19 protein-coding genes are annotated in these 19410 nt (G+C 59.7%); 11 read left to right on the top strand and 8 right to left on the bottom strand.

Going from position 1 to position 19410, the window contains the following annotated elements; all coding sequences use genetic code 11:
• Window positions 1-12: 12 nt before the first annotated feature.
• Together hemW and Q0887_RS04140 are read left to right on the top strand one after the other, a co-directional pair.
• Entirely contained in the window at window positions 13-1179 is a 1167-nt protein-coding gene (hemW, locus tag Q0887_RS04145) for a radical SAM family heme chaperone HemW (protein WP_299192565.1), read from the top strand.
• Window positions 1176-2087, top strand: coding sequence for a tyrosine recombinase XerC (locus Q0887_RS04140; RefSeq protein WP_299192564.1), 912 nt, complete (start codon window positions 1176-1178; stop codon window positions 2085-2087). Before hemW ends, Q0887_RS04140 begins: the two co-directional genes overlap by 4 nt.
• A gap of 118 nt (window positions 2088-2205) precedes the next feature.
• Here Q0887_RS04140 and Q0887_RS04135 read toward each other — a convergent pair whose 3' ends face one another.
• Genes Q0887_RS04135 through rsmI form a run of 4 tightly spaced genes read right to left on the bottom strand, consistent with a single transcriptional unit; the run spans window position 2206 to window position 4786 of the window.
• The gene (locus Q0887_RS04135) at window positions 2206-2586 is read right to left on the bottom strand and encodes a hypothetical protein (protein ID WP_299192563.1); all 381 of its coding nucleotides are present in this window, start codon (window positions 2584-2586) and stop codon (window positions 2206-2208) included.
• A gap of 2 nt (window positions 2587-2588) precedes the next feature.
• Window positions 2589-3539 (bottom strand): glutathione synthase, encoded by a 951-nt coding sequence (gene gshB / locus Q0887_RS04130; RefSeq protein WP_299192562.1) that lies wholly within the window; start codon window positions 3537-3539, stop codon window positions 2589-2591.
• 12 nt (window positions 3540-3551) lie between these two features.
• Window positions 3552-3932 carry a YraN family protein gene (locus Q0887_RS04125; protein WP_299192560.1) on the bottom strand — a complete coding sequence of 127 codons (381 nt, stop codon included), beginning with the start codon at window positions 3930-3932 and terminating at the stop codon, window positions 3552-3554.
• Entirely contained in the window at window positions 3929-4786 is an 858-nt protein-coding gene (gene rsmI, locus Q0887_RS04120; protein WP_299192559.1) for a 16S rRNA (cytidine(1402)-2'-O)-methyltransferase, read from the bottom strand. Before rsmI ends, Q0887_RS04125 begins: the two co-directional genes overlap by 4 nt.
• A gap of 38 nt (window positions 4787-4824) precedes the next feature.
• Between rsmI and Q0887_RS04115 the strand changes: the two genes are divergently transcribed.
• From Q0887_RS04115 to Q0887_RS04085, 7 genes are all read left to right on the top strand, one after another.
• Window positions 4825-6024, top strand: a complete 1200-nt coding sequence (locus Q0887_RS04115) for a penicillin-binding protein activator (protein WP_299192558.1) — start codon at window positions 4825-4827, stop codon at window positions 6022-6024.
• A gap of 63 nt (window positions 6025-6087) precedes the next feature.
• Window positions 6088-8064, top strand: coding sequence for a DNA topoisomerase IV subunit B (gene parE, locus Q0887_RS04110; RefSeq protein ID WP_299192556.1), 1977 nt, complete (start codon window positions 6088-6090; stop codon window positions 8062-8064).
• The gene (locus tag Q0887_RS04105) at window positions 8057-8431 is read left to right on the top strand and encodes a hypothetical protein (RefSeq protein ID WP_299192555.1); all 375 of its coding nucleotides are present in this window, start codon (window positions 8057-8059) and stop codon (window positions 8429-8431) included. Before parE ends, Q0887_RS04105 begins: the two co-directional genes overlap by 8 nt.
• A gap of 62 nt (window positions 8432-8493) precedes the next feature.
• Window positions 8494-9018 (top strand): sigma-70 family RNA polymerase sigma factor, encoded by a 525-nt coding sequence (locus Q0887_RS04100; protein ID WP_299192553.1) that lies wholly within the window; start codon window positions 8494-8496, stop codon window positions 9016-9018.
• On the top strand, window positions 9015-9590 hold the full coding sequence (locus Q0887_RS04095; RefSeq protein WP_299192552.1) for a hypothetical protein: 576 nt from the start codon (window positions 9015-9017) through the stop codon (window positions 9588-9590). Before Q0887_RS04100 ends, Q0887_RS04095 begins: the two co-directional genes overlap by 4 nt.
• 93 nt (window positions 9591-9683) lie before the next feature.
• Window positions 9684-10964 carry a serine hydrolase gene (locus Q0887_RS04090; protein WP_299192550.1) on the top strand — a complete coding sequence of 427 codons (1281 nt, stop codon included), beginning with the start codon at window positions 9684-9686 and terminating at the stop codon, window positions 10962-10964.
• A gap of 105 nt (window positions 10965-11069) precedes the next feature.
• Complete coding sequence (locus Q0887_RS04085) at window positions 11070-11936, top strand: MoxR family ATPase (RefSeq protein WP_299192548.1); 867 nt, start codon at window positions 11070-11072, stop codon at window positions 11934-11936.
• A gap of 419 nt (window positions 11937-12355) precedes the next feature.
• Here Q0887_RS04085 and Q0887_RS04080 read toward each other — a convergent pair whose 3' ends face one another.
• Window positions 12356-13756 carry a methyl-accepting chemotaxis protein gene (locus tag Q0887_RS04080; RefSeq protein WP_299192546.1) on the bottom strand — a complete coding sequence of 467 codons (1401 nt, stop codon included), beginning with the start codon at window positions 13754-13756 and terminating at the stop codon, window positions 12356-12358.
• 125 nt (window positions 13757-13881) lie between these two features.
• On the opposite strand from Q0887_RS04080, the gene Q0887_RS04075 reads away from it, so the two are divergent.
• Complete coding sequence (locus tag Q0887_RS04075; RefSeq protein ID WP_299192545.1) at window positions 13882-15066, top strand: VWA domain-containing protein; 1185 nt, start codon at window positions 13882-13884, stop codon at window positions 15064-15066.
• Between the two features lie 27 nt (window positions 15067-15093).
• Here the strand turns inward: Q0887_RS04075 and Q0887_RS04070 are convergent, their stop codons facing one another.
• The 3 genes from Q0887_RS04070 to Q0887_RS04060 all read right to left on the bottom strand — a co-directional run bounded on the left by Q0887_RS04070 (window position 15094) and on the right by Q0887_RS04060 (window position 18038).
• Window positions 15094-16203: a fatty acid desaturase gene (locus Q0887_RS04070; protein WP_299192544.1), complete on the bottom strand. Its 1110-nt coding sequence runs from the start codon at window positions 16201-16203 to the stop codon at window positions 15094-15096.
• A 96-nt stretch (window positions 16204-16299) separates the two neighbouring features.
• Window positions 16300-17508 carry a DUF1343 domain-containing protein gene (locus tag Q0887_RS04065; protein WP_299192543.1) on the bottom strand — a complete coding sequence of 403 codons (1209 nt, stop codon included), beginning with the start codon at window positions 17506-17508 and terminating at the stop codon, window positions 16300-16302.
• Window positions 17508-18038, bottom strand: a complete 531-nt coding sequence (locus Q0887_RS04060) for a hypothetical protein (protein ID WP_299192542.1) — start codon at window positions 18036-18038, stop codon at window positions 17508-17510. Before Q0887_RS04060 ends, Q0887_RS04065 begins: the two co-directional genes overlap by 1 nt.
• A 75-nt stretch (window positions 18039-18113) precedes the next feature.
• On the opposite strand from Q0887_RS04060, the gene tyrS reads away from it, so the two are divergent.
• Entirely contained in the window at window positions 18114-19343 is a 1230-nt protein-coding gene (tyrS, locus tag Q0887_RS04055; protein WP_299192541.1) for a tyrosine--tRNA ligase, read from the top strand.
• Window positions 19344-19410: the final 67 nt, after the last annotated feature.

The raw sequence follows: 19410 nt of genomic DNA, 5'->3' as shown, positions 1-19410 counted from the left end.
AGATTGAAAGACGTGCCCCGCGCTCTCTACCTACACTGGCCCTTTTGCGAGAAAAAGTGCCCCTATTGCGACTTCAACTCGCATATTCGCGCGGATGTGGATGTTGCCGCGTGGGAGGCAGCCTTGCTCGCCGACATGCGCGCAGAAGCGGAGGCTGGAGGCAACGACGAGAGCCTGACATCGGTGTTCTTTGGCGGCGGGACACCGTCCCTGATGCCGCCTGCGCTAGTCGCGCGGCTACTGGCAGAAGCCGAGCAATTGTGGGGGTTTGCGCCGGAGATCGAGATAACGCTCGAGGCCAATCCTTCTTCGGTGGAAGCAGCGAATTTTGCATCGCTGGCGGGTGCCGGGATCAATCGCGTGTCGCTGGGCGTGCAGTCATTCGAGGATGAAACCTTGCGCTGGCTCGGGCGGTTGCATTCGGGCGGAGAGGCCTTGTCCGCACTCGAAATCGCACAAAAGCACTTTGCGCGGGTCAATTTCGACCTGATTTACGCGCTGCCCGGCCAGACGGCGGTGCAATGGCGCGAGCAGCTCGAATACGCTCTCGGCTTCGGGACATCGCATCTGTCGCTCTACCAGCTCACGATCGAGCCGGGAACACGTTTTGCCACCGATGTGCGGCGCGGGGTTTTCGCCCCGCTTGACGATGACGACGCGGCGGAACTGTTCGCGCTGACACAGGAATTGACCGCCACGCACGGCCTGCCCGCTTACGAAACCAGCAACCACGCGCGTATCGGCGAGGAAAGCCGCCACAACCTCACCTATTGGCGTTACGAGGATTATGCCGGCATCGGCCCCGGCGCGCATGGCCGCCGTTCGTTCTTGGGCGGCGGTTTTGCAACGGTGCGGCACAAGAAGCCGGAGAATTACCTCAAAGCGGTTTCCGAGCGCGGACACGGCATCGCCGAACAACGCACGCTCTCGGCAGGCGAACAGGCATCGGAGGCTCTGTTGATGGGCCTGCGCTTGGTGGAGGGATTGGACCTTTCAGCCCTCGAAAGCAGATTCACAATCCCCGCCAATGCGCTGATTTCGAGTCAGAAACTTACGCACCTCAAGTCAATCGATTTGATTTGGCAGGAAGGCGAGCGGATCGGTGTGACCGAGGCTGGACGCCCGGTTCTCGACGCTTTGTTGGGTGAGCTTGTCGCCGATGATCTGGTGCAGGCGTGAACGCTCAGGAGGAGCTTCTTGGCGTTTGGCAAGCCCATCTCAAAGACGCACGCCGCCGCAGTCCGCACACCGTGCGCGCTTACACATCAGCGGCACAAAGGTTGCTTTTCGCCCGCGACCTATCCTCGTGGGAAGACGTCGCAGCACTCGAAGCGTATGATCTGCGCAACCATCTTGCCAGCCGCCGCGCCGAGGGACTCGGCAATGCCAGCGCTGCGCGGGAATTATCGGCGCTCAAGGCCTTTATCGCCTTTGCACGGGCCGAAAGCGGCGATCCTGACCCTGCGGCGCCGCGCGTGCGCGGGCCGAGGCTCAAGAAAGGCCTGCCCCGCCCCGTTACCCCCGATGAGGCAGTCAATCTCACCGATTTGGTCGACGGCACCGCAGCTGAAGACTGGATCGGCGCGCGCGACCGAGCGGTGCTGCTGCTGATGTATGGCAGCGGGTTGCGGATCGCCGAAGCGCTCTCGCTCAAGGGCAAGGACGCTCCGCTGGGCGAAGTGCTGACCGTCACCGGCAAAGGCGGCAAGCAGCGCGTCGTCCCGATCCTGCCGATCACCAGCGAGGCAGTTGCGGCCTACACCGAGGCCTGCCCATATCCGCTCGCCTGTGACGAAGCGCTGTTTCGCGGAGCCAAAGGCGGCGTGCTGTCACAAGGCATGGTGCAAAAGGCCATGGCTCGAGCGCGGCGGGCATTGGGTCTGCCAGACACGGCAACCCCGCATGCTCTGCGCCATTCCTTCGCGACGCATTTGCTGGGCGCAGGAGCGGATTTGCGGAGTTTGCAGGAGCTGCTCGGCCATGCTTCGCTTGGATCGACGCAGATCTACACCAAGGTCGATGCGGCGAGTTTGCTGGAGACGTATAGCGGGGCGCATCCGAGGGCGAGGAAGCGCTCGAAGAAGTAGTCCTTCGTCATTGCGAGCGTAGCGAAGCAATCCAGCATCCGACTTTGCAGCGTGAGGAAGCGGCGGAGACTGGATTGCCGCGTCGCTTCGCTCCTCGCAACGACGAAACGAAAGCGATTCAAACGTCTTTCTGCATCTCTGCTCGGTCCTTCCATACCCATTTCAAAAGCTGGGGATTGGCAACCAGAAGAGCCAAGATCACATCGCCAAGGATCATGTGCGTGTAAGACGTATGGCTATATTCTGCGATCGGGACAGGCGCGGCAACGAGAAGGTAAGTTATCCAGGCCATTGCAGCGAGCCAAAAAAGTGCCATGACCGACCAAACCACTCGCGAACCGGTCAAAACAAGGCAGATACCGAAGGCCATGGCCAGCAAATCGAGCAAGTAGTCGACCCAATCGGGTTCGAAGCCGAAAACTGCCGAAATCGAACGATCCACAACAATAAACGATAGAAGCAACCATGCGGACCAAGGTGCATTCTGACTCCGCCTCATGGTCACCCCAACCGCCCCTCAATAGCGTCCCAAATCATACCCGCCGTATCGGTCCCGTTGAACTTATCAATCGCCACGATACCTGTCGGCGAGGTCACGTTGATCTCGGTCAGATATTTGCCGCCGATCACGTCGATGCCGACAAAGGTCAGGCCTAGCCGTTTGAGCTCAGGCCCCATCGCTTCGCATATTTCGACCTCGGTTTCGGTCAATTGCGTCGCCTCCGCGCTGCCGCCCATGGCTAGGTTGGAGCGGAATTCGCCCTCGCCCGGAATGCGGTTGATTGCGCCTGCGACTTCTCCGTCGATTAGAACGATGCGTTTGTCGCCCTCGGCCACTTCTGGGAGGAAGGGCTGGACCATATGCGGTTCGGGCCATGTCTGGTTGAACACCTCGAACAAGGCCGTGAGGTTGTCGCCATCGGCGGGCACGCGGAAGATTGCTTTGCCACCATTGCCGTGGATCGGCTTCACCACCACCGCACCATGCGCGGCCATGAAGCGGCGCACTTCGTCCACGCTGCGCGTTACGAGAGTTGGCGGCATGAATTGCCGGTAGTCGAGCACCATCACCTTTTCCGGCGCGTTGCGGACATTGGCAGGGTCGTTGACCACCAAAGTCTCGTGCTTGATCCGCTCAAGCAAGTGCGTCGCGGTGATATAGCCCATGTGGAACGGCGGATCCTGCCGCATCAGCACCACGTCGATGTCTTTGCCGAGATCAAGCCGAACGGCCTCACCCTTTTCAAAGTGATCGCCCTCCACGCGGCGCACTTTCACCGGAAAGCCCTGCGCATAGAGCCGGTCATCGGCGTCGAGCGTCAGGCTTTCCACGTGGTATTCGAACACCTCGTATCCGCGCTCCTGCGCCGAAAGCATCAGCGCGAACGAGCTGTCTCCGGAGATGTTGATGTCCTCGATAGGGTCCATCTGGACGGCGATACGTAGTGTCATGGGTTTTCGTTCCTAAGGCATCCAAGCGTTTTCGATGTGGCGAGGCCTGCTGCCGGGTGCAAGGAGGATTACGTCGATCCGCAAATCTTCGCCCTCTTTTGCATATTCGTGTGCGACTACTTCAACCGCAGCGGCGACGCGCGCAAGGCGGCGTTCGTCGATAGCGGTGGCGAGGTCGGCGGCGCGTTTGCGCCACTTGACTTCGATAAAGGCGACGATCCCGTTCTCTGGCCCGTTCTCTGAGCCCGGCTTACGCGCGATCAGGTCGATCTCGCCGAGTTTCGTCTTGCGGCGTTCCGCGAGCACTTCCCAACCCTGCTGCGCGAGCCAGCGCGCGGCCTCGGCCTCCCCTTCGCGCCCCTTGCGCTCGGCAATTTCGCGTTTCGCGGTCATGAATTCTTGATCTCTACCGCTCGGGCATAGAGCGTCTGGCGGTCGAGGCCTGTCAGTCTGGCGACTGCTCCCGCAGCCTTGCTGGCACTCATCGTTTCGAGAGCCTCGCGCAAGAGCTCGTCGGGGTCTGCCGAAACTGCCTCCTCAACTGGAGGACCTATCAGCAATACAATCTCGCCCTTGGGAGGATGCGCAGCATAATGCTCGGCCAGTTCACCCGCCGAGCCGCTGCGGCATTCCTCATGCAATTTGGTGAGTTCGCGGGCGACTGAGACTTCGCGCGAAGGCCAGACTTCGGCGATAGTGCGCAAACTCCGCTCTAATCTCGGGCCTGTTTCGTAAAAGATCAGCGTGGTCGCGATCCCACCAAGCTCGTCCAGCACATTGCGCCTCGCCTTGTCCTTCACCGGCAAGAAGCCTGCAAACATGAAGCGGTCATTGGGAAGGCCCGACAAAGTCAGTCCCGCAATCGCCGCGCAGGCTCCGGGAAGCGATGTCACGGTAATCCCCAACTCGCGCGCCTCGCGCACCAAACGATAGCCCGGATCGGACACCAGCGGCGTTCCCGCATCGCTCACCAGAGCCACCGCTTCATCCCGAGCGCGCTCCAGCAATCGCGCCCGCGTCTCTGCCGAAGCGTGGTCGTCATAGCGCTGCATGCGGGTCGAGACGCCAATCGCCTTGAGCAATTTGCCGGTCACGCGGGTGTCTTCGCACGCAATCACGCTGACCCGCTGCAACACGTCGACAGCACGTTTCGTTACATCGCCAAGATTGCCAATCGGCGTTGCGACAATATAGAGACCCGGTTCAAGAGGTTCGTTAAGGACAGGATCATGGGGCTGCGTGTTCACACAGACCTCCATGAAGCAGCGATCAGGGGTCGGCAAGAATGAAGCGAGTGGCAAATCTGGTTTTCAACATGGATTGGATGCGCGCATTCAACCGGCGTAATCTGGCGATAGCCGGTTCAGCGGCTTTGCTGGCGGGCTGTCAGGTCATTCCCAAGACTGAAACCGTCTCAACCGGACCCGTTGCAACGCCAACGCCAGAGCCGAGCGCAACCGCTCTGCCAACCGACGCCACGCGCCACCGCGTCGCGCTGTTGGTCCCGATGTCGGGGCAGACGGCAGAAGTGGGCCAGTCGCTCGCCAATGCGACCACAATGGCGCTGCTCGACACCAATGCCGAGAACCTGCGCATCACCACCTATGATACGTCACGCGGAGCGGCGGCAGCTGCGCGTCAGGCGATCGCCGATGGCAACCGGCTGATCCTCGGCCCGTTGCTGGCTGACAATGTGCCAGCGGTCCAAGCCGCTGCGCGGCCCGCCGGTGTCCCCTCGATTGCCTTTTCCAACGATGCGACTGTGGCGAGCGCCGATGTATTTGTGATGGGTCATATCCCTGAACAATCCATTCGCCGCTCGATCGAATATGCGCGCCGCAACGGCTCGAACAGCTTCGGAGCGCTTTTGCCTGAAGGAGCCTATGGCCAACGCTCCTACAACGCGCTCGAAAACAGCTTGCGCGATTATGGCGGCACGCTGGTGGCATTTGAGCGCTACGCACGCGGCAACACCTCGATTGTCGGCGCGGCCCAGCGTCTGCGCACACGCGGCGGCTATGACACCGTGCTGATTGCCGATGGCGCCCGGCTTGCGGTGCAGGCAGCGGGCGAACTTCGCGCAGACGGAGCCGAGGGCGCGCGCATCCTCGGCACTGAACTGTGGAGCGGCGAATCTGCCCTCACCCGCTCAACCGCGATCAATGGCGCGTTGTTCTCAGCCGTTTCTGATGGACGTTTCCGCCGCTTCTCCGACAGTTACGAAGCGCGTTTTGGGGCGAAACCCTTTCGCATCGCCACACTTGGCTACGATTCTGTGCTGCTGACCTTGCGGATTGCCCGCAACTGGCAGGTTGGACGCAGCTTCCCGACCGACCGTCTCTATGATCGCGGTGGTTTTCTGGGAGTGGACGGAGCGTTCCGCTTCAATCGCAATGGCGTGGCAGAGCGCGCACTCGAAGTGCGCGAAGTGCGCGGCGGCGATGTTGTGCCGGTCGATCCTGCGCCATCCAGCTTCGGCGGTTGATATTCGGCGAATAAGGCGCTTCCTCGCCTTGTGAGTGCTCCCTGCACTCGCCATATCAGACCCATGTCTGATGACCTGTTTGAAAACGCCCCCGCCTCGTCCGGCGACTACGATTCCTCCTCCATCGAGGTCCTCGAAGGGCTCGAACCTGTGCGCCGCCGCCCCGGCATGTATATTGGCGGCACCGACGACCGCGCGCTCCATCACCTCGCTGCCGAAGTGCTTGACAACGCGATGGACGAAGCGGTGGCTGGCCACGCCAACCGGATCGAGATGCGGCTGGACGAGAACAACCGGCTGAGCATCAACGATAACGGACGCGGTATCCCGGTTGACGAGCACCCCAAGTTTCCGGGCAAATCGACCCTCGAAGTGATCCTTTCCACCTTGCACTCGGGCGGCAAATTCTCGGGCAAGGCTTACGCGACCAGCGGCGGCCTGCACGGCGTCGGCGTCAGCGTGGTCAACGCCTTGTCGAGCCACACCCGCGTCGAAGTCGCGCGCAACAAACAGCTCTTCGCGCAGGAATTCGCGCGCGGTGAAACGCTGGGCAAGCTCGAAACCGTGGGCGCGGCGCCCAACCGGCGCGGGACCACCGTTACATTCACGCCCGACACCGAGATTTTCGGCGAGCGCGACTTCAAACCTGCGCGCCTGTTCAAGCTCGCACGATCCAAGGCGTATCTCTTCGCAGGCGTCGAAATCCGCTGGAAATGCGCCGACAGCCTTGTCAGCGAAGACGTACCGGCAGAGGCGACCTTCAAATTCCCCGGCGGGCTTGCAGACCACCTCGCCGAACAGATCGGCAGCCGTGAATGCGTCACCGCGCAGCCCTTTACCGGCAGGCAGGACTTTGCCGATGAGAAAGGCCGGGTCGAATGGGCGATCGCATGGCCGCTCTATTCTGACGGATCGACCAGCTGGTATTGTAATACTGTGCCAACCCCCGATGGTGGCACCCACGAACAGGGCCTGCGCGGCGCGCTGACCAAGGCTCTGCGCGCATTTGGCGAGCTTACCGGCACGAAGAAAGCCAAGGACATCACTGCCGACGACGTCATGACGGGCGCGGAGGTAATGCTATCGGTCTTCATCCGCGATCCGCAATTCCAGTCGCAGACCAAGGACCGCCTGACCTCACCCGAAGCTGCGCGTCTGGTCGAAGCCGCCGTGCGCGACCATTTTGACCACTTCCTCACCGACAATATGGACCGCGGCAAGGCGCTGCTGGGCGAAGTCATGGAGCGCATGGACGAGCGCCTCAAGCGCAAGCAGGAGCGTGAGATCAAGCGCAAGACTGCGACCAACGCAAAGAAGCTGCGCCTGCCCGGCAAGCTCACCGATTGCAGCGGGGAAGGCGAGCGCGAGACCGAACTCTTCATCGTCGAAGGCGACTCCGCAGGTGGCAGCGCCAAACAGGCGCGCGACCGCAAGTCACAAGCGATCCTGCCAATCCGCGGCAAAATCCTCAACGTCGCCTCTGCCAGCGCTGACAAGATCCGCGCCAATTCCGAAATCGCCGATCTGACGCTGGCTATGGGCTGCGGGACACGCAAGGACTGCGACCCCGAAGACCTGCGCTACGACCGCATCATCATCATGACCGACGCCGACGTCGACGGCGCGCATATCGCGACCTTGCTGATGACGTTCTTCTTCCAGGAAATGTCCGAGATTGTCCGCGACGGCCGGCTCTATCTGGCGCAGCCCCCGCTCTACAAACTGACTGCCGGTAAAGAGAGCCGCTACGCCCGCGACGACAACCACCGCGCCGAGCTGGAAGAAACGGTGTTCAAGGGCAAGAAGGTCGAAGTCTCGCGGTTCAAGGGTCTAGGCGAGATGAACCCAGGACAGCTGCGCGAAACGACGATGAACCCGGATACGCGCTCGCTCATCCGCATCACTCTGCCGCAGGAATTCGAGCAGCGCGCAGGCGTGAAGGTGCTGGTCGATCAACTGATGGGCAAAAACCCCGAACACCGCTTCAACTTCATCCAAAACCGCGCGGGCGAGATGGACCGCGATATGATCGATGCCTGACGACAAACCCCATTACCCCGACCCTCGCAAAGAGGACATCATGGCGGGTGACCGGCGGATTTCGCGGCCCGATAGTTCGCTGCCCGACTGGTATATCTCGGACGCGAAGTATCGGCCCATTCCGATTGCGTGGTTCGCGGCGGCTATCCTGATCCAGACCGTGGTGATTACCGGCATTTGGTATGTCACTCTTACGACCAGCGGGTGGGTCACCATTGTTCTCGCCGCCCTGGCCTCGATCGGAGTTTTCCTGTGGTCATGGGGGCGCGGGATCGGGACTGCCGGTCAGGGTTGGCAGTTTGCGACAATCGCGGTGATGTTGATGCAGTTCGGCTTTATCGCGCTGGGTGTGAGCGACAGGCTCTAGCGCGCCGAAGAATTTTTCACTGGTGCTGTAAGAAATCCCCGTAGCGAGAGACTAAAGGGGACATGACACAAACGGCAGAGCAACTTTACCGGCAAGCGGGCGAACAATTCGCTCCGGCGCTTGCGCGTCTCGCCCGCACGGTGGAGCGTGATGGCGAGAAGGCGCGCGATCTGGAGCAGGAGATGCATGTCGCGCTGTGGAGCAGCCTGACGCGCTTCGAGGGTGATTGCGCGCTAAAGACCTGGGTTTATCGGGTCGCGCATAACGTGGCAGCCAGCCACATCGCCAAATCCGCACGCGGGCCCAAGCGTGTCGCGCTCGAAAACATTGAGAGCCTTCCCACCACTGATAACGCCGAAGCGAACCTCGCCGAGGCGCTCGTTCTCGAACAGGTGCGCGGGTTGATCGCGAAGCTCGCCCCGCTCGATGCGCAGGTGATTGTGCTGTGGCTCGAAGGCGAAAGCGGAGCCGAGATTGCCGAGATAACCGGCCTGACCCCCGGCGCGGTCAGCGTCAGGGTCCACCGGATCAAAGCACTCTTCGCCGACCATTTTGAAACCCCCGAAAATCACGGTGAGCAATCATGACAGCCTTCCCTCTACCTCAATGGTTTGATGTCGCGAGCGATGCTAAATTCAGCGATCCGAAACTGTGTGCGCAGAAAGCCAACGCATTCGAGAAGACCATCTATCGCCGCAATGTGATTGAGTACGTGGCCGGTTTTGTAGTGACCGGACTGTTCTCGGCAGCGGCAATCGGTGCGCTGATTTTCGACCAATCGCTGATCGCCCTGTCTTTTGGCGCGATTGTCATTGGTATTGTAGCCGTGCTGTGGAACCTGAAACGCCGTGCAAGCAACCTCGAACAGCGTGCCGAAGATACCTGTCTCGATCACTTACGCCGCCAGTACCAGCACCAGTTCGAAGCGCTGCGTGATGTGCCGGTCTGGTATATCGGTCCGCTCGTGCCCGGCATTGTTCTCTTTCTATTCGTCGTCACCGTCAAGGTCGCGGAAAACCAAGGCTGGGCGGTCGCGCTCAAAGGAATTGCGGGACCGGCAGCGGTAACGTTTGGCATCTTTACTGCCATCATAGCGCTCAACCTTGTCGCGGCGCGCGCGCTCAAGCGTAAGATCAAACAACTCGACGAGCTGGCCTGACTGGCCGCATAGACACAATTAATCCCCCACCTGGAGAATTCGATGACAGTCTCTTCAACTGCCAAAACCCTGCTTTGTGCATGCGCTGTTCCCATGCTGACACTGGCCGCCCCTGCTTATGCGCAAGAAACAGCCCATGAGACGGAGGATAAAGCCGGACAAACAGCGTTGGAAATGCGCGCGGAGCAGGTGATCGAGCTGATCAATTGCGAGCTGGACCCAAACGATGTGTTTACGGATGATCTTCTCGCTGCCGTTCCGCCCGCACAGTTTGCCGCGATCTCGCGGCAGTTGACCGCGCAGTTCGGGGCAGCGCTGTCGGTAGAGGAGCTTGACCCGCCCCAAGGCACGCGCGCGGCGATTGTGGTCCGCATGGAACGGGCAATTGCGCGTGGCTGGATTTCGGTCGATCCCGCTGAGGACAACCGCATGAGCGAGTTATTGTTTCAGAGCTTCGATCCGGTCGGAGACACGCCCGCCAAGATCGAGGCCGACCTTGCCGCGCTGCCCGGCGATGTCACCTGGTGGTTTGGTCCGCTGGATGGTGCATCCGAACCGATTTTGGCGAGCGAGAGCGATCCGCAAATGCCGCTGGGTTCGACCTTCAAGCTTTACGTTCTAGCCGCGCTGGCCCGCGAAGTGGCGCAAAACGAGCGCTCATGGGACGATGTCGTGCCGCTCACCGATGCGCGCAGTTATCCCGGCGGAATGATGCAGAACTGGGCCGAAGACACGCCGGTAACCTTGGCGACGCTCGCCACGATGATGATCTCGATCAGCGACAACACCGCGACCGACGCCCTGATCGAGGAATTGGGGCGCGATGCAGTGTTTCAGACCTTGGTCGATAGCGGCCATTCGGCGCCTGAACTCAACAACCCGTTTCTGGCGACGCGCGAGATGTTCCTGCTCAAAGGCGGTCCGGCCGAACGTTTGCAAGCTTACCGCGAAGGCAATGCTGGCATCCGCGCGGCGATCCTCGAATCGATTGACGACACCCTTGTTCCCACTTCGCAAATTCAGGCCGCATTTTCCGCAGGCCCGGTCGCTTTGGATGTCGAGTGGTTCGGCAATGCTGCCGACCTTGCCAACCTGTTCCGCTTCATGCGCGAAACCGCCGATCCGCGCGCGTTCGAGATCATGGGGATTAACCCGTCAATGACCGCGAATACGCGGGAAAGCTGGGACTATGTCGGTTACAAAGGCGGGTCAGAGCCAGGCGTGCTCCAGCTCACTTGGCTGCTGCGCGGCGCCGATGGACGCGATCGCGCCCTCGTTCTTAGCTGGCGCAATGAAACCGCAAACCTCGATCAGAGTGCGCTCGAACTGATCGCGCAGCGGATTCAGGCGCTTTCCCCTGACGCTACGGAATAGCGAGCCGGGACCGCCCCTCGCTAAAGCGACAGTCCCCTTCCCCTTGCGTCAGCGCGTTTGCACCCTTATCGCAGCGCACAAATTATACGTTTTGAAGGGAAACTCATGAGCGACCAGACCGATCAGCAGCGTTTTGAAGGCACCAGCGACTATATTGCGACCGACGATCTCAAGGTTGCCGTCAACGCCGCAGTGACCCTTCGTCGCCCGCTTCTGGTCAAAGGTGAACCCGGTACCGGCAAGACGGTGCTCGCTCATGAGATTTCCAAGGCCATCGGTGCCCCGCTGATCGAGTGGAACATCAAGTCGACAACCAAGGCTCAGCAAGGCCTGTATGAATATGATGCGGTTGCGCGTCTGCGCGACGGTCAACTGGGCGAAGAGCGCGTCCACGACATCCGTAACTACATCAAGAAGGGCAAGCTGTGGGAGGCCTTCACCTCCCCCGAACTGCCCGTCCTGCTGATCGACGAGATCGACAAGGCCGATATCGAATTTCCGAACGATCTGCTTCAGGAACTCGACCGGATGAGCTTCGACGTTTACGAAACGCAGGAGCGGATCGAGGCGAAAGAACGTCCGATCGTGGTCATCACTTCGAACAATGAAAAAGAGCTTCCGGATGCGTTCCTGCGCCGCTGCTTCTTCCACTACATCAAATTCCCCGACCGCGACACGATGCAGTCGATCATCGACGTCCACTATCCCGGCATCCAAAAGGCGCTGGTGAAAAAGGCGATGGATATCTTCTACGAACTGCGCGAAGTGCCGGGCCTGAAGAAGAAGCCCTCGACCAGCGAGTTGCTCGACTGGCTCAAACTGCTGCTGAACGAGGACATGCCCTTGGACGTATTGCAGGACGCCAACCCCAACAGCGCAATCCCGCCTCTGCATGGAGCCTTGCTCAAGAACGAACAGGACGTGATGTTGTTCGAACGGCTAGCATTCATGGCGCGCCGCAACCCGAGCTAATCTGCCGCTGGCGGCTTCCTATAGTGGTCGGTGCTTATGCGGTCGGATTACCGCCACCAGCACGGCTGAACCAGTTACGGTGCGACAATGCTGGTGCAGCAGATGCCAAAAAATTCGCATCTGGTGGCCCTGCGAACAATGCCATGTTCCCGCTCGATTCCATTGAACTACTCGGAACATTGTCGTCAAACAGCTACCTCGCTGATAGCGGCAGTTTCTTGGCGTTCGAATTTTGCGGAATTTGCGGTCAGTTCCGAGCACTCGCACATTCGCACCTTCGGACTGGGATTCATCGACGCAGGGCACGGTCTCGAGCCGTATATAACATTTTTGGACCAACGCAGCTCCGGTAGGGGCTCTCATCTACCCGAGATTTGAATGCTGCGAATACTTCCAGCAGCACCCGTTGGTTATCCGGCTCAGTCGAAGCTGTAGGCGAACTCGAAATCGCCCCAGCGGCGGCCATTGATGACCAGAGGCACGTAGACATTGCGCACGATTTCGTATTTTTGGCCGTCGCCCTCTTGCCGGTAGACCGCCATCATGAAACTGTCCTGGCTCTTCTTCGCTGCAACGTCGGTACCTTCAAGCATGATGCGCCCGTTGCGGCAATACTTGGTGTCGTGGGTGATATCGCCGGTCGGCTTGCGCGATCGATCTGAAGTGTGAGTCGGAAGGAACCCGTTCATGTCGTTGGCTGAACACATGCGCACAACCCCGCCATCCTCAACAACCTGATCAAAGATCGGACGCCAATCCTCATCGGCCCAATCGCTCAGGCTGGTGCGATAAAGCTGAGGCTTGGTGCCGGCAACTTCGCGATAGTCGCGGTCGAATAGTTGCCCCTCTGACAGTTTGCCCTTTTCGATTGCCTCTTCCGCAATCTTGGCAATCTGTTTGGCAATTTCCTTCGCCCGATCGACCTGAATGCTGTCCTCAGGAGAAAGGCCAGCCTTTACGATCCGGTCGAACATCTCGCTGGCAGTCAGCTCGAGGTCGCCCATCCGGCGATGCGCGCGACCAAGTTTGGCCTCGTTGTCCTTGGCGGCTGCGTCAAAACTGTCGAGCACACCTTGCACACTCACGACATGATCGCTGATCGTTGCGGTTGAGCGGGCGATCACATCGTTCTGCTTGTCGACTTCTTCGACAAGGTCCCCCACGCCTGTAATCGTATTTTCGATCTGCGAGATCGATTCCTTTGCCTCGCCGCTCGCCTTGGCGCCTTCCTCGATCTGGCCGATGACCTGCGCCGCTTCGTCACCCAATGCATCAATCGTAGAAGCGATCTCTACCGTCGCCTTACGCGTGTCATTGGCGAGACTCTTTACCTCGCTTGCAACCACCGCGAAGGTGCGGCCCGCATCACCGGCCCGCATCGCTTCGATCGTGGCATTAAGCGCAAGGATGTTCGTCGTCTCGGCAATATCCTCAATGTCGAGCGCGCTGCGGCGGACCTGTTCCATCGCAGCTGAAAAGCTGGTGACATGCTGACCCAGCGTCTCCACCAGATCGAGCAGCGAAGAAATCTTGCCCAGCGATGACTGGATCAGCGCGGTTCCTTCGCCAAGCCTTTCGATCGCCCGCTCTGACAGCAAACGCGCTTCGTCGCTGGCTTCGGCGACTTTGGACTGATCTGCCTCAAGCGCGGCAACCGTTCCCTGCAAGGCAACATGTTCGGCGCGCAAGGCCTCGGATGAGTTGATAACGCTCTGAACGACGCCGGCTACATCGGTGCAGCCGACCGTAACGGCGCCGCATTTTTCCGGAATCATGTCCAGTGCCGAGGCGTCAGCGTGGTCGATTTCGATAGGCTTCATGTCTAGCTCTTCCCCTGTATGCCACCCCGATAACTCAGATATGGTTAGCGAAGCTTTAAGGGGTTCTGCCTTCCTGTCTTCCAAGGGACTGGTAAGCACTGCGCAAGACTATTAGGAAAGACGCCATGTTTTTCAATTTTATGGACGAACTGCGCGAAGCAGGCATTGGCGCGAGCTTTAAAGAGCACCTCACTTTGCTGGAGGCGCTTGACCGCGACGTGATCGAACAGACGCCTGAGGCGTTTTACTACCTCAGCCGTGCGACTTTCGTGAAAGACGAAGGGATGCTCGATAAGTTCGATCAGGTGTTCCACAAGGTCTTCAAAGGGATCATGACCGATTACGGCCAGAACCCGGTCGATATCCCCTCAGACTGGCTCAAAGCCGTCGCGGAAAAATTCCTCACGCCCGAAGAAATAGCCGAGATCGAGAAGATCGGCGATTGGGACGAGCTGATGGAGAAGCTCAAAGAGCGCCTCGCCGAACAGGAAAAGCGCCACGAAGGCGGGAACAAGTGGATCGGCACCGGGGGCACCTCTCCCTTTGGCAATTCAGGCTACAATCCCGAAGGCGTGCGGATCGGCGGCGAGAGCAAGCATAAGCGCGCGGTGAAGGTCTGGGAAAAGCGCGAGTTCAAGAACCTCGACAACACCAAGGAGCTGGGCACTCGCAACATCAAGATGGCGCTGCGCCGCCTGCGCCGCTTTGCCCGCGAAGGCGCTCAGGATCAGCTCGATCTCGACGCGACGATCGATGGCACCGCCAAGCAAGGCTGGCTCGACATCCATATGCGCGCCGAACGCCGCAATGCGGTGAAATTGCTGCTGTTCCTCGATGTTGGCGGATCAATGGATCCCTTCATCAAGCTGTGCGAGGAGCTGTTCAGCGCTGCCACAACCGAGTTCAAGAACCTCGAGTTCTTCTACTTCCACAACTGCCTCTACGAAGGGGTGTGGAAGGACAACAAGCGCCGCTGGCAGGAACGGATCAAGACCTGGGATATCCTCCACAAATACGGCCATGATTACAAAGTGATCTTCGTCGGTGACGCGGCGATGAGCCCCTACGAAATCACCCATGCGGGCGGCTCGGTCGAGCATATGAACGAAGAAGCCGGCGTCGCCTGGATGAAACGCGTAACCGACACCTACCCCGCAACCGTTTGGCTCAACCCCGTGCCCGAAAAGCAATGGGGCTATTCGCAATCGACCAAGATGATGAAAGAGCTGGTGAACGACCGCATGTACGGCCTGACGCTGGATGGTCTCGACGAAGCGATGCGGGAGCTAAGCCGCAAGCAGGGGCATTAAACTTCCCGCACTCGCGCCCCAAAAAGCCTACACTTCGCGGAACGTCACCATTTTCCTTTTATCCTCGTCCCACAAGGTCAGAAGGAATGGTCTGATGGTTTGCCGAACCGTCAGCCGGTTGATATCCGCCAGATCGGGATGCGCATCGAGCGCTTCTTTCAGGCGGTAAAACGGAATTCTGCTCATCAGGTGGTGGATGTGATGAATGCCGATGTTCCCGGTGAACCAGCGCAGCGGTGTGGGTAAATGGAGGTGGGAGCTGCCAAGCCATGCCGCGTCGCGGAACGACCAGTTCTCACGGTATTCCCAGTGCGTGTCTTCAAACTGATGCTGAATGTAAAACAGCCAGACGCCCATCGTGGCAGCCACCAGTAAGGTCGGCAAGAAGACTAAGGCCGTTGTGGCGACACCAAACTGCCAGGCCAACAGCACTAACAGCAATGCCGTGCCCGCATTGGTCGCCATGGCACTCACCCAATAGATCCATCCTTCTCGCATTAGGCCAATGGGAAGGCGGTGGCGCATCAGAAACAGGTAAGCGGGTCCAAAGCCGAGCAAGACGAGCGGATGGCGATACAGCCGGTATCCAAAGCGCCCCAGCGGGGATAAAGCCTGAAATTCGCGGACTGTAAGCGTGTCAACGTCGCCCAGTCCGCGCGCGTCCAGATTCCCTGTACCCGCATGGTGGATCGCATGCGATTGCCGCCAGCAATCATAGGGCGTGAAGGTCAACAAGCCGATCCCGCGCCCGATCCAGTCGTTCCGCTTCTTGCCCGGCATGAATGATCCGTGCCCGCAATCGTGTTGAATGATAAACCCGCGCAACAGAAACAGTCCCGCAATCGGCGTGAGAAGCAACGCCAGATAGTAACCTTGCGCCACTGCAAACAGAATGCCGCCAAGCATTGCGATTAGCGGCAAGAGGGTGATGGCGAGTTCCCACCAGCTGCGCGACTGGCTCGGCGTTCGAAAGGCCGCCAGGCTGCGCAGCATCTCTGCTGTGACAAAGGCCAGCGGCGCGTCTTTACCAATGTCCTCGTCGTCGCTGGCTTGGGATAGTGAGGGGGCGCACTGCTCAAGCATTATCGCGCATATCCTTAAGAGAGAGGGGGGATTACCAATGGGATGAAACTGCAATCAGCAACAGACAGCATGTCCGTTGGACTGTCAGGGGCCAAGAACCGCTTAACCACTGACCGCGTATCGACACAACGGATTTCCGGTCAACCGCGCCTAATAGAGCAAATGTCCGCGCACATTTTGCACCCACGCGGCCTCATCGGCTGACGCTTGCGCATCGAGTGCATCCGGCCCCGCGTTCAGATCATCGACCCATTCGCGCAAAGCTGGCCCGCCATTGATAACGTCGATCGCAAGCACGTCGTTTGTATACTCGTATTTGAAGTCCTTACCCCGCCATATCGGGTAATCGGGATAGAGGCTTCGGATCGCCTTGAACGCCAGTGCCTGCATCCGCCAAGGCTTGAACGCGTGATGATCGTAATCCGGCCCTTCTCCGTGCAACATCAGTGCGTTACAGAGCTTTCCTGTGTGTTTGTGGAATGTCGGCTCGAACCAGCAATCGCGCACCTTGACGCCAGCGCACCAATCAGGCGCGATGCGTCGCATTTCTCTTGCAACAGCCTTGGCATCCAAGTCGGGCGCACCGAACAGCACTTCGAGTGGCCGAGTGGTCCCGCGGCCCTCTGACACTGTGGCGCCTTCGATCATTACCGTCCCGGCATAGCAGCGCGCCATATTGACGCTGGCGGCGTTGGGTGACGGGTTGATCCAGATGCGGCTCTCGGGCCAACCGAACCCAGCACCGTCAGGCTGCCAGCCCTGCATCGCCACCACCTTGTAAGCGACGTCGAGACCGAAATGCTCGATGAACCAGTGGCCCATTTCACCCATCGTCAGCCCGTGGCGCATCGGCATCGGGGCGGCTCCGACAAAGCTCTCATGCCCCGGCACCAGTAATGTCCCCTCGACCGGGCGTCCGGCGGGATTAGGGCGGTCGAGGACCCACACTTCTTTGCCTGATTTCGCTGCTTCTTCAAGCAGGTAGAGCAAGGTGGTGACAAAGGTATAGATGCGGCAGCCGAGATCTTGCAGGTCGAAAAGGAATACGTCCGCGCTCGACATCATCTGCCCTGTCGGGCGGCGCACCTCGCCATAGAGCGAGAAGACCGGAATGCCGTAATCCGCGTCGATCTCGTCCGAGGTTTCGACCATATTGTCCTGCTTGTCGCCCTTCAGGCCGTGCTGCGGACCAAAGGCACTGGTGACGTTCACTCCGGCCGCGATCAGCGCGTCGAGGCTGTGGGTGAGGTCTTTGGTTACGCTGGCCGGATGCGCGACCAAAGCCACCCTCCGCCCCTTCAGTTCGTCCAGCAGCGCGCTGTCTGCCAGCAGGCGGTCGATCCCGAATTCGACGCTCATCAAACGCGCTCCACTTTCCATTGGCGGCAGGTCTCCGAGTGAAACTCCGCTTTCCCTTCGTCAAAGGCCAGCGCCCAGAACTGCAAACCGCCATCGCGGTGCTCGACAATCGCGTTGAGCGCGACCTGTGCAGGAGCAGGCAATTCGGCGGCGATTGCCGCCTTGAGAACCAGTTCCCCTTTGCCATTCGCTGAACCTTGAGCCGTGGCAAGCGCCATCGCTTCAACTGGCGCATCGCGCATGCCTTCGCGGAAACCATCAAAATCGTAGGCTGCCCAGCGCCCTGAAGGCGAGAGGTTGAACTCGCGGTAGGTGCTTCCGCCCAAGGGCTGCCAGAAGATCTCGAAGCAGGTGGTCTTCCAAAGATCGTCTGTGCGCAAAGAGGGACCGGGCTCCGGAAGAACGATCTGGTCGATCCCGCCGCTTAGCACGAATTCCGCTTCGCAACCGTCTTCAGTTGGTCTGATTTTCGCGCTTACCGCCGTGATTGGACCGGTGTCGCAGGATGGGTGGAGCGTGAGTGCTTGCATGGCTCTTCTATCGCGGAGCAGCGCCTGCCAAGCAAGCCACTAGCGAGGCTTCGCGCACACTGTTAAGCGGCCCAAATGGCTACTTACGAATCCGATCTGCTGCGCCTGCTGGAAGAGCGCGGCTATATCCACCAGATGACCGACCCGGACGCGCTTGACGCGCTCGCCGTGGAACAGGTCGTGCCGGGTTATATCGGCTTCGATGCGACAGCGCCAAGCCTGCATGTCGGATCACTTGTGCAAATCATGATGCTGCGCCGTTTGCAGCAGGCGGGGCACAAGCCCATCGTGGTGATGGGCGGCGGGACGACCAAGGTTGGTGATCCCTCGGGCAAGGATGAAAGCCGCAAGCTGCTGACGTCGGAGATTATCGACGACAACATCGCCTCAATCCGCACCGTGTTCGAGCGGCTGCTGACCTTTGGCGATGGCCCTACCGATGCGGTGATGGTCAACAATGACGAATGGCTCTCTGCACTCGGCTATGTCGAGTTGCTGCGCGATGTCGGCCCGCATTTCACGATCAACCGGATGCTGACCTTCGATTCGGTCAAATTGCGGCTCGATCGCGAGCAGCCGCTGACCTTCCTCGAGTTCAATTACATGATCCTGCAAGCCTATGACTTCGTCGAGCTTGCACGCCGTTATGATTGCCGCTTGCAGATGGGCGGGAGCGATCAGTGGGGTAATATCGTCAACGGGATGGAGCTGGGCCGTAGGCTTGAAGGGCGCGAGCTTTACGGTGTGACTACCCCGCTGCTGACCACCGCCGATGGCGCCAAGATGGGCAAAACAGCGGCGGGCGCAGTGTGGCTCAATGAAGCACAGCTGCCCGCTTACGATTTCTGGCAATATTGGCGCAATTGCGATGACCGCGATGTGGGCCGGTTCCTTCGACTCTTCACCGATCTGCCCTTGGACCAAATTGCGAAGCTCGAAGCGCTCGAAGGCGCGGACATCAACGAAGCCAAAGTCGTACTGGCGAATGAAGTCACCAGGCTGGTGCGCGGCGAGGAAGCGGCACAAACCGCCGAGGCCACCGCGCGCGAAACCTTTGTAGGCGGCGGCGCAGGCGAGGACCTGCCCACTATCAGCGTCGGGGAAGATGGCATCCGTGTGGGCGCAGCGCTCACCCAGATTGGCTTCACCGCATCGGGCGGCGAGGCAAAGCGCAAACTGGCCGAAGGCGCGGTAAAGCTTGACGGAGAAACCGTTAGCGACCCCGGTTACGTCATCAATGTGACAGACGGCGCAAGCGTTAAAATCAGCCTCGGCAAGAAGAAACACGGCCTGCTAACGCGCTGATCCGTGCTTTTACCGAGGTAGGTATCGGGCGCGCGCCGGTAAACCGCCGATAGCTTTTACCAATTAT

Source organism: uncultured Erythrobacter sp., from assembly GCF_947492365.1.
Lineage (GTDB): Bacteria > Pseudomonadota > Alphaproteobacteria > Sphingomonadales > Sphingomonadaceae > Erythrobacter.
Note: the sequence above shows the minus strand (reverse complement) of the source record. Positions and strands in the feature narration are given on the sequence as shown.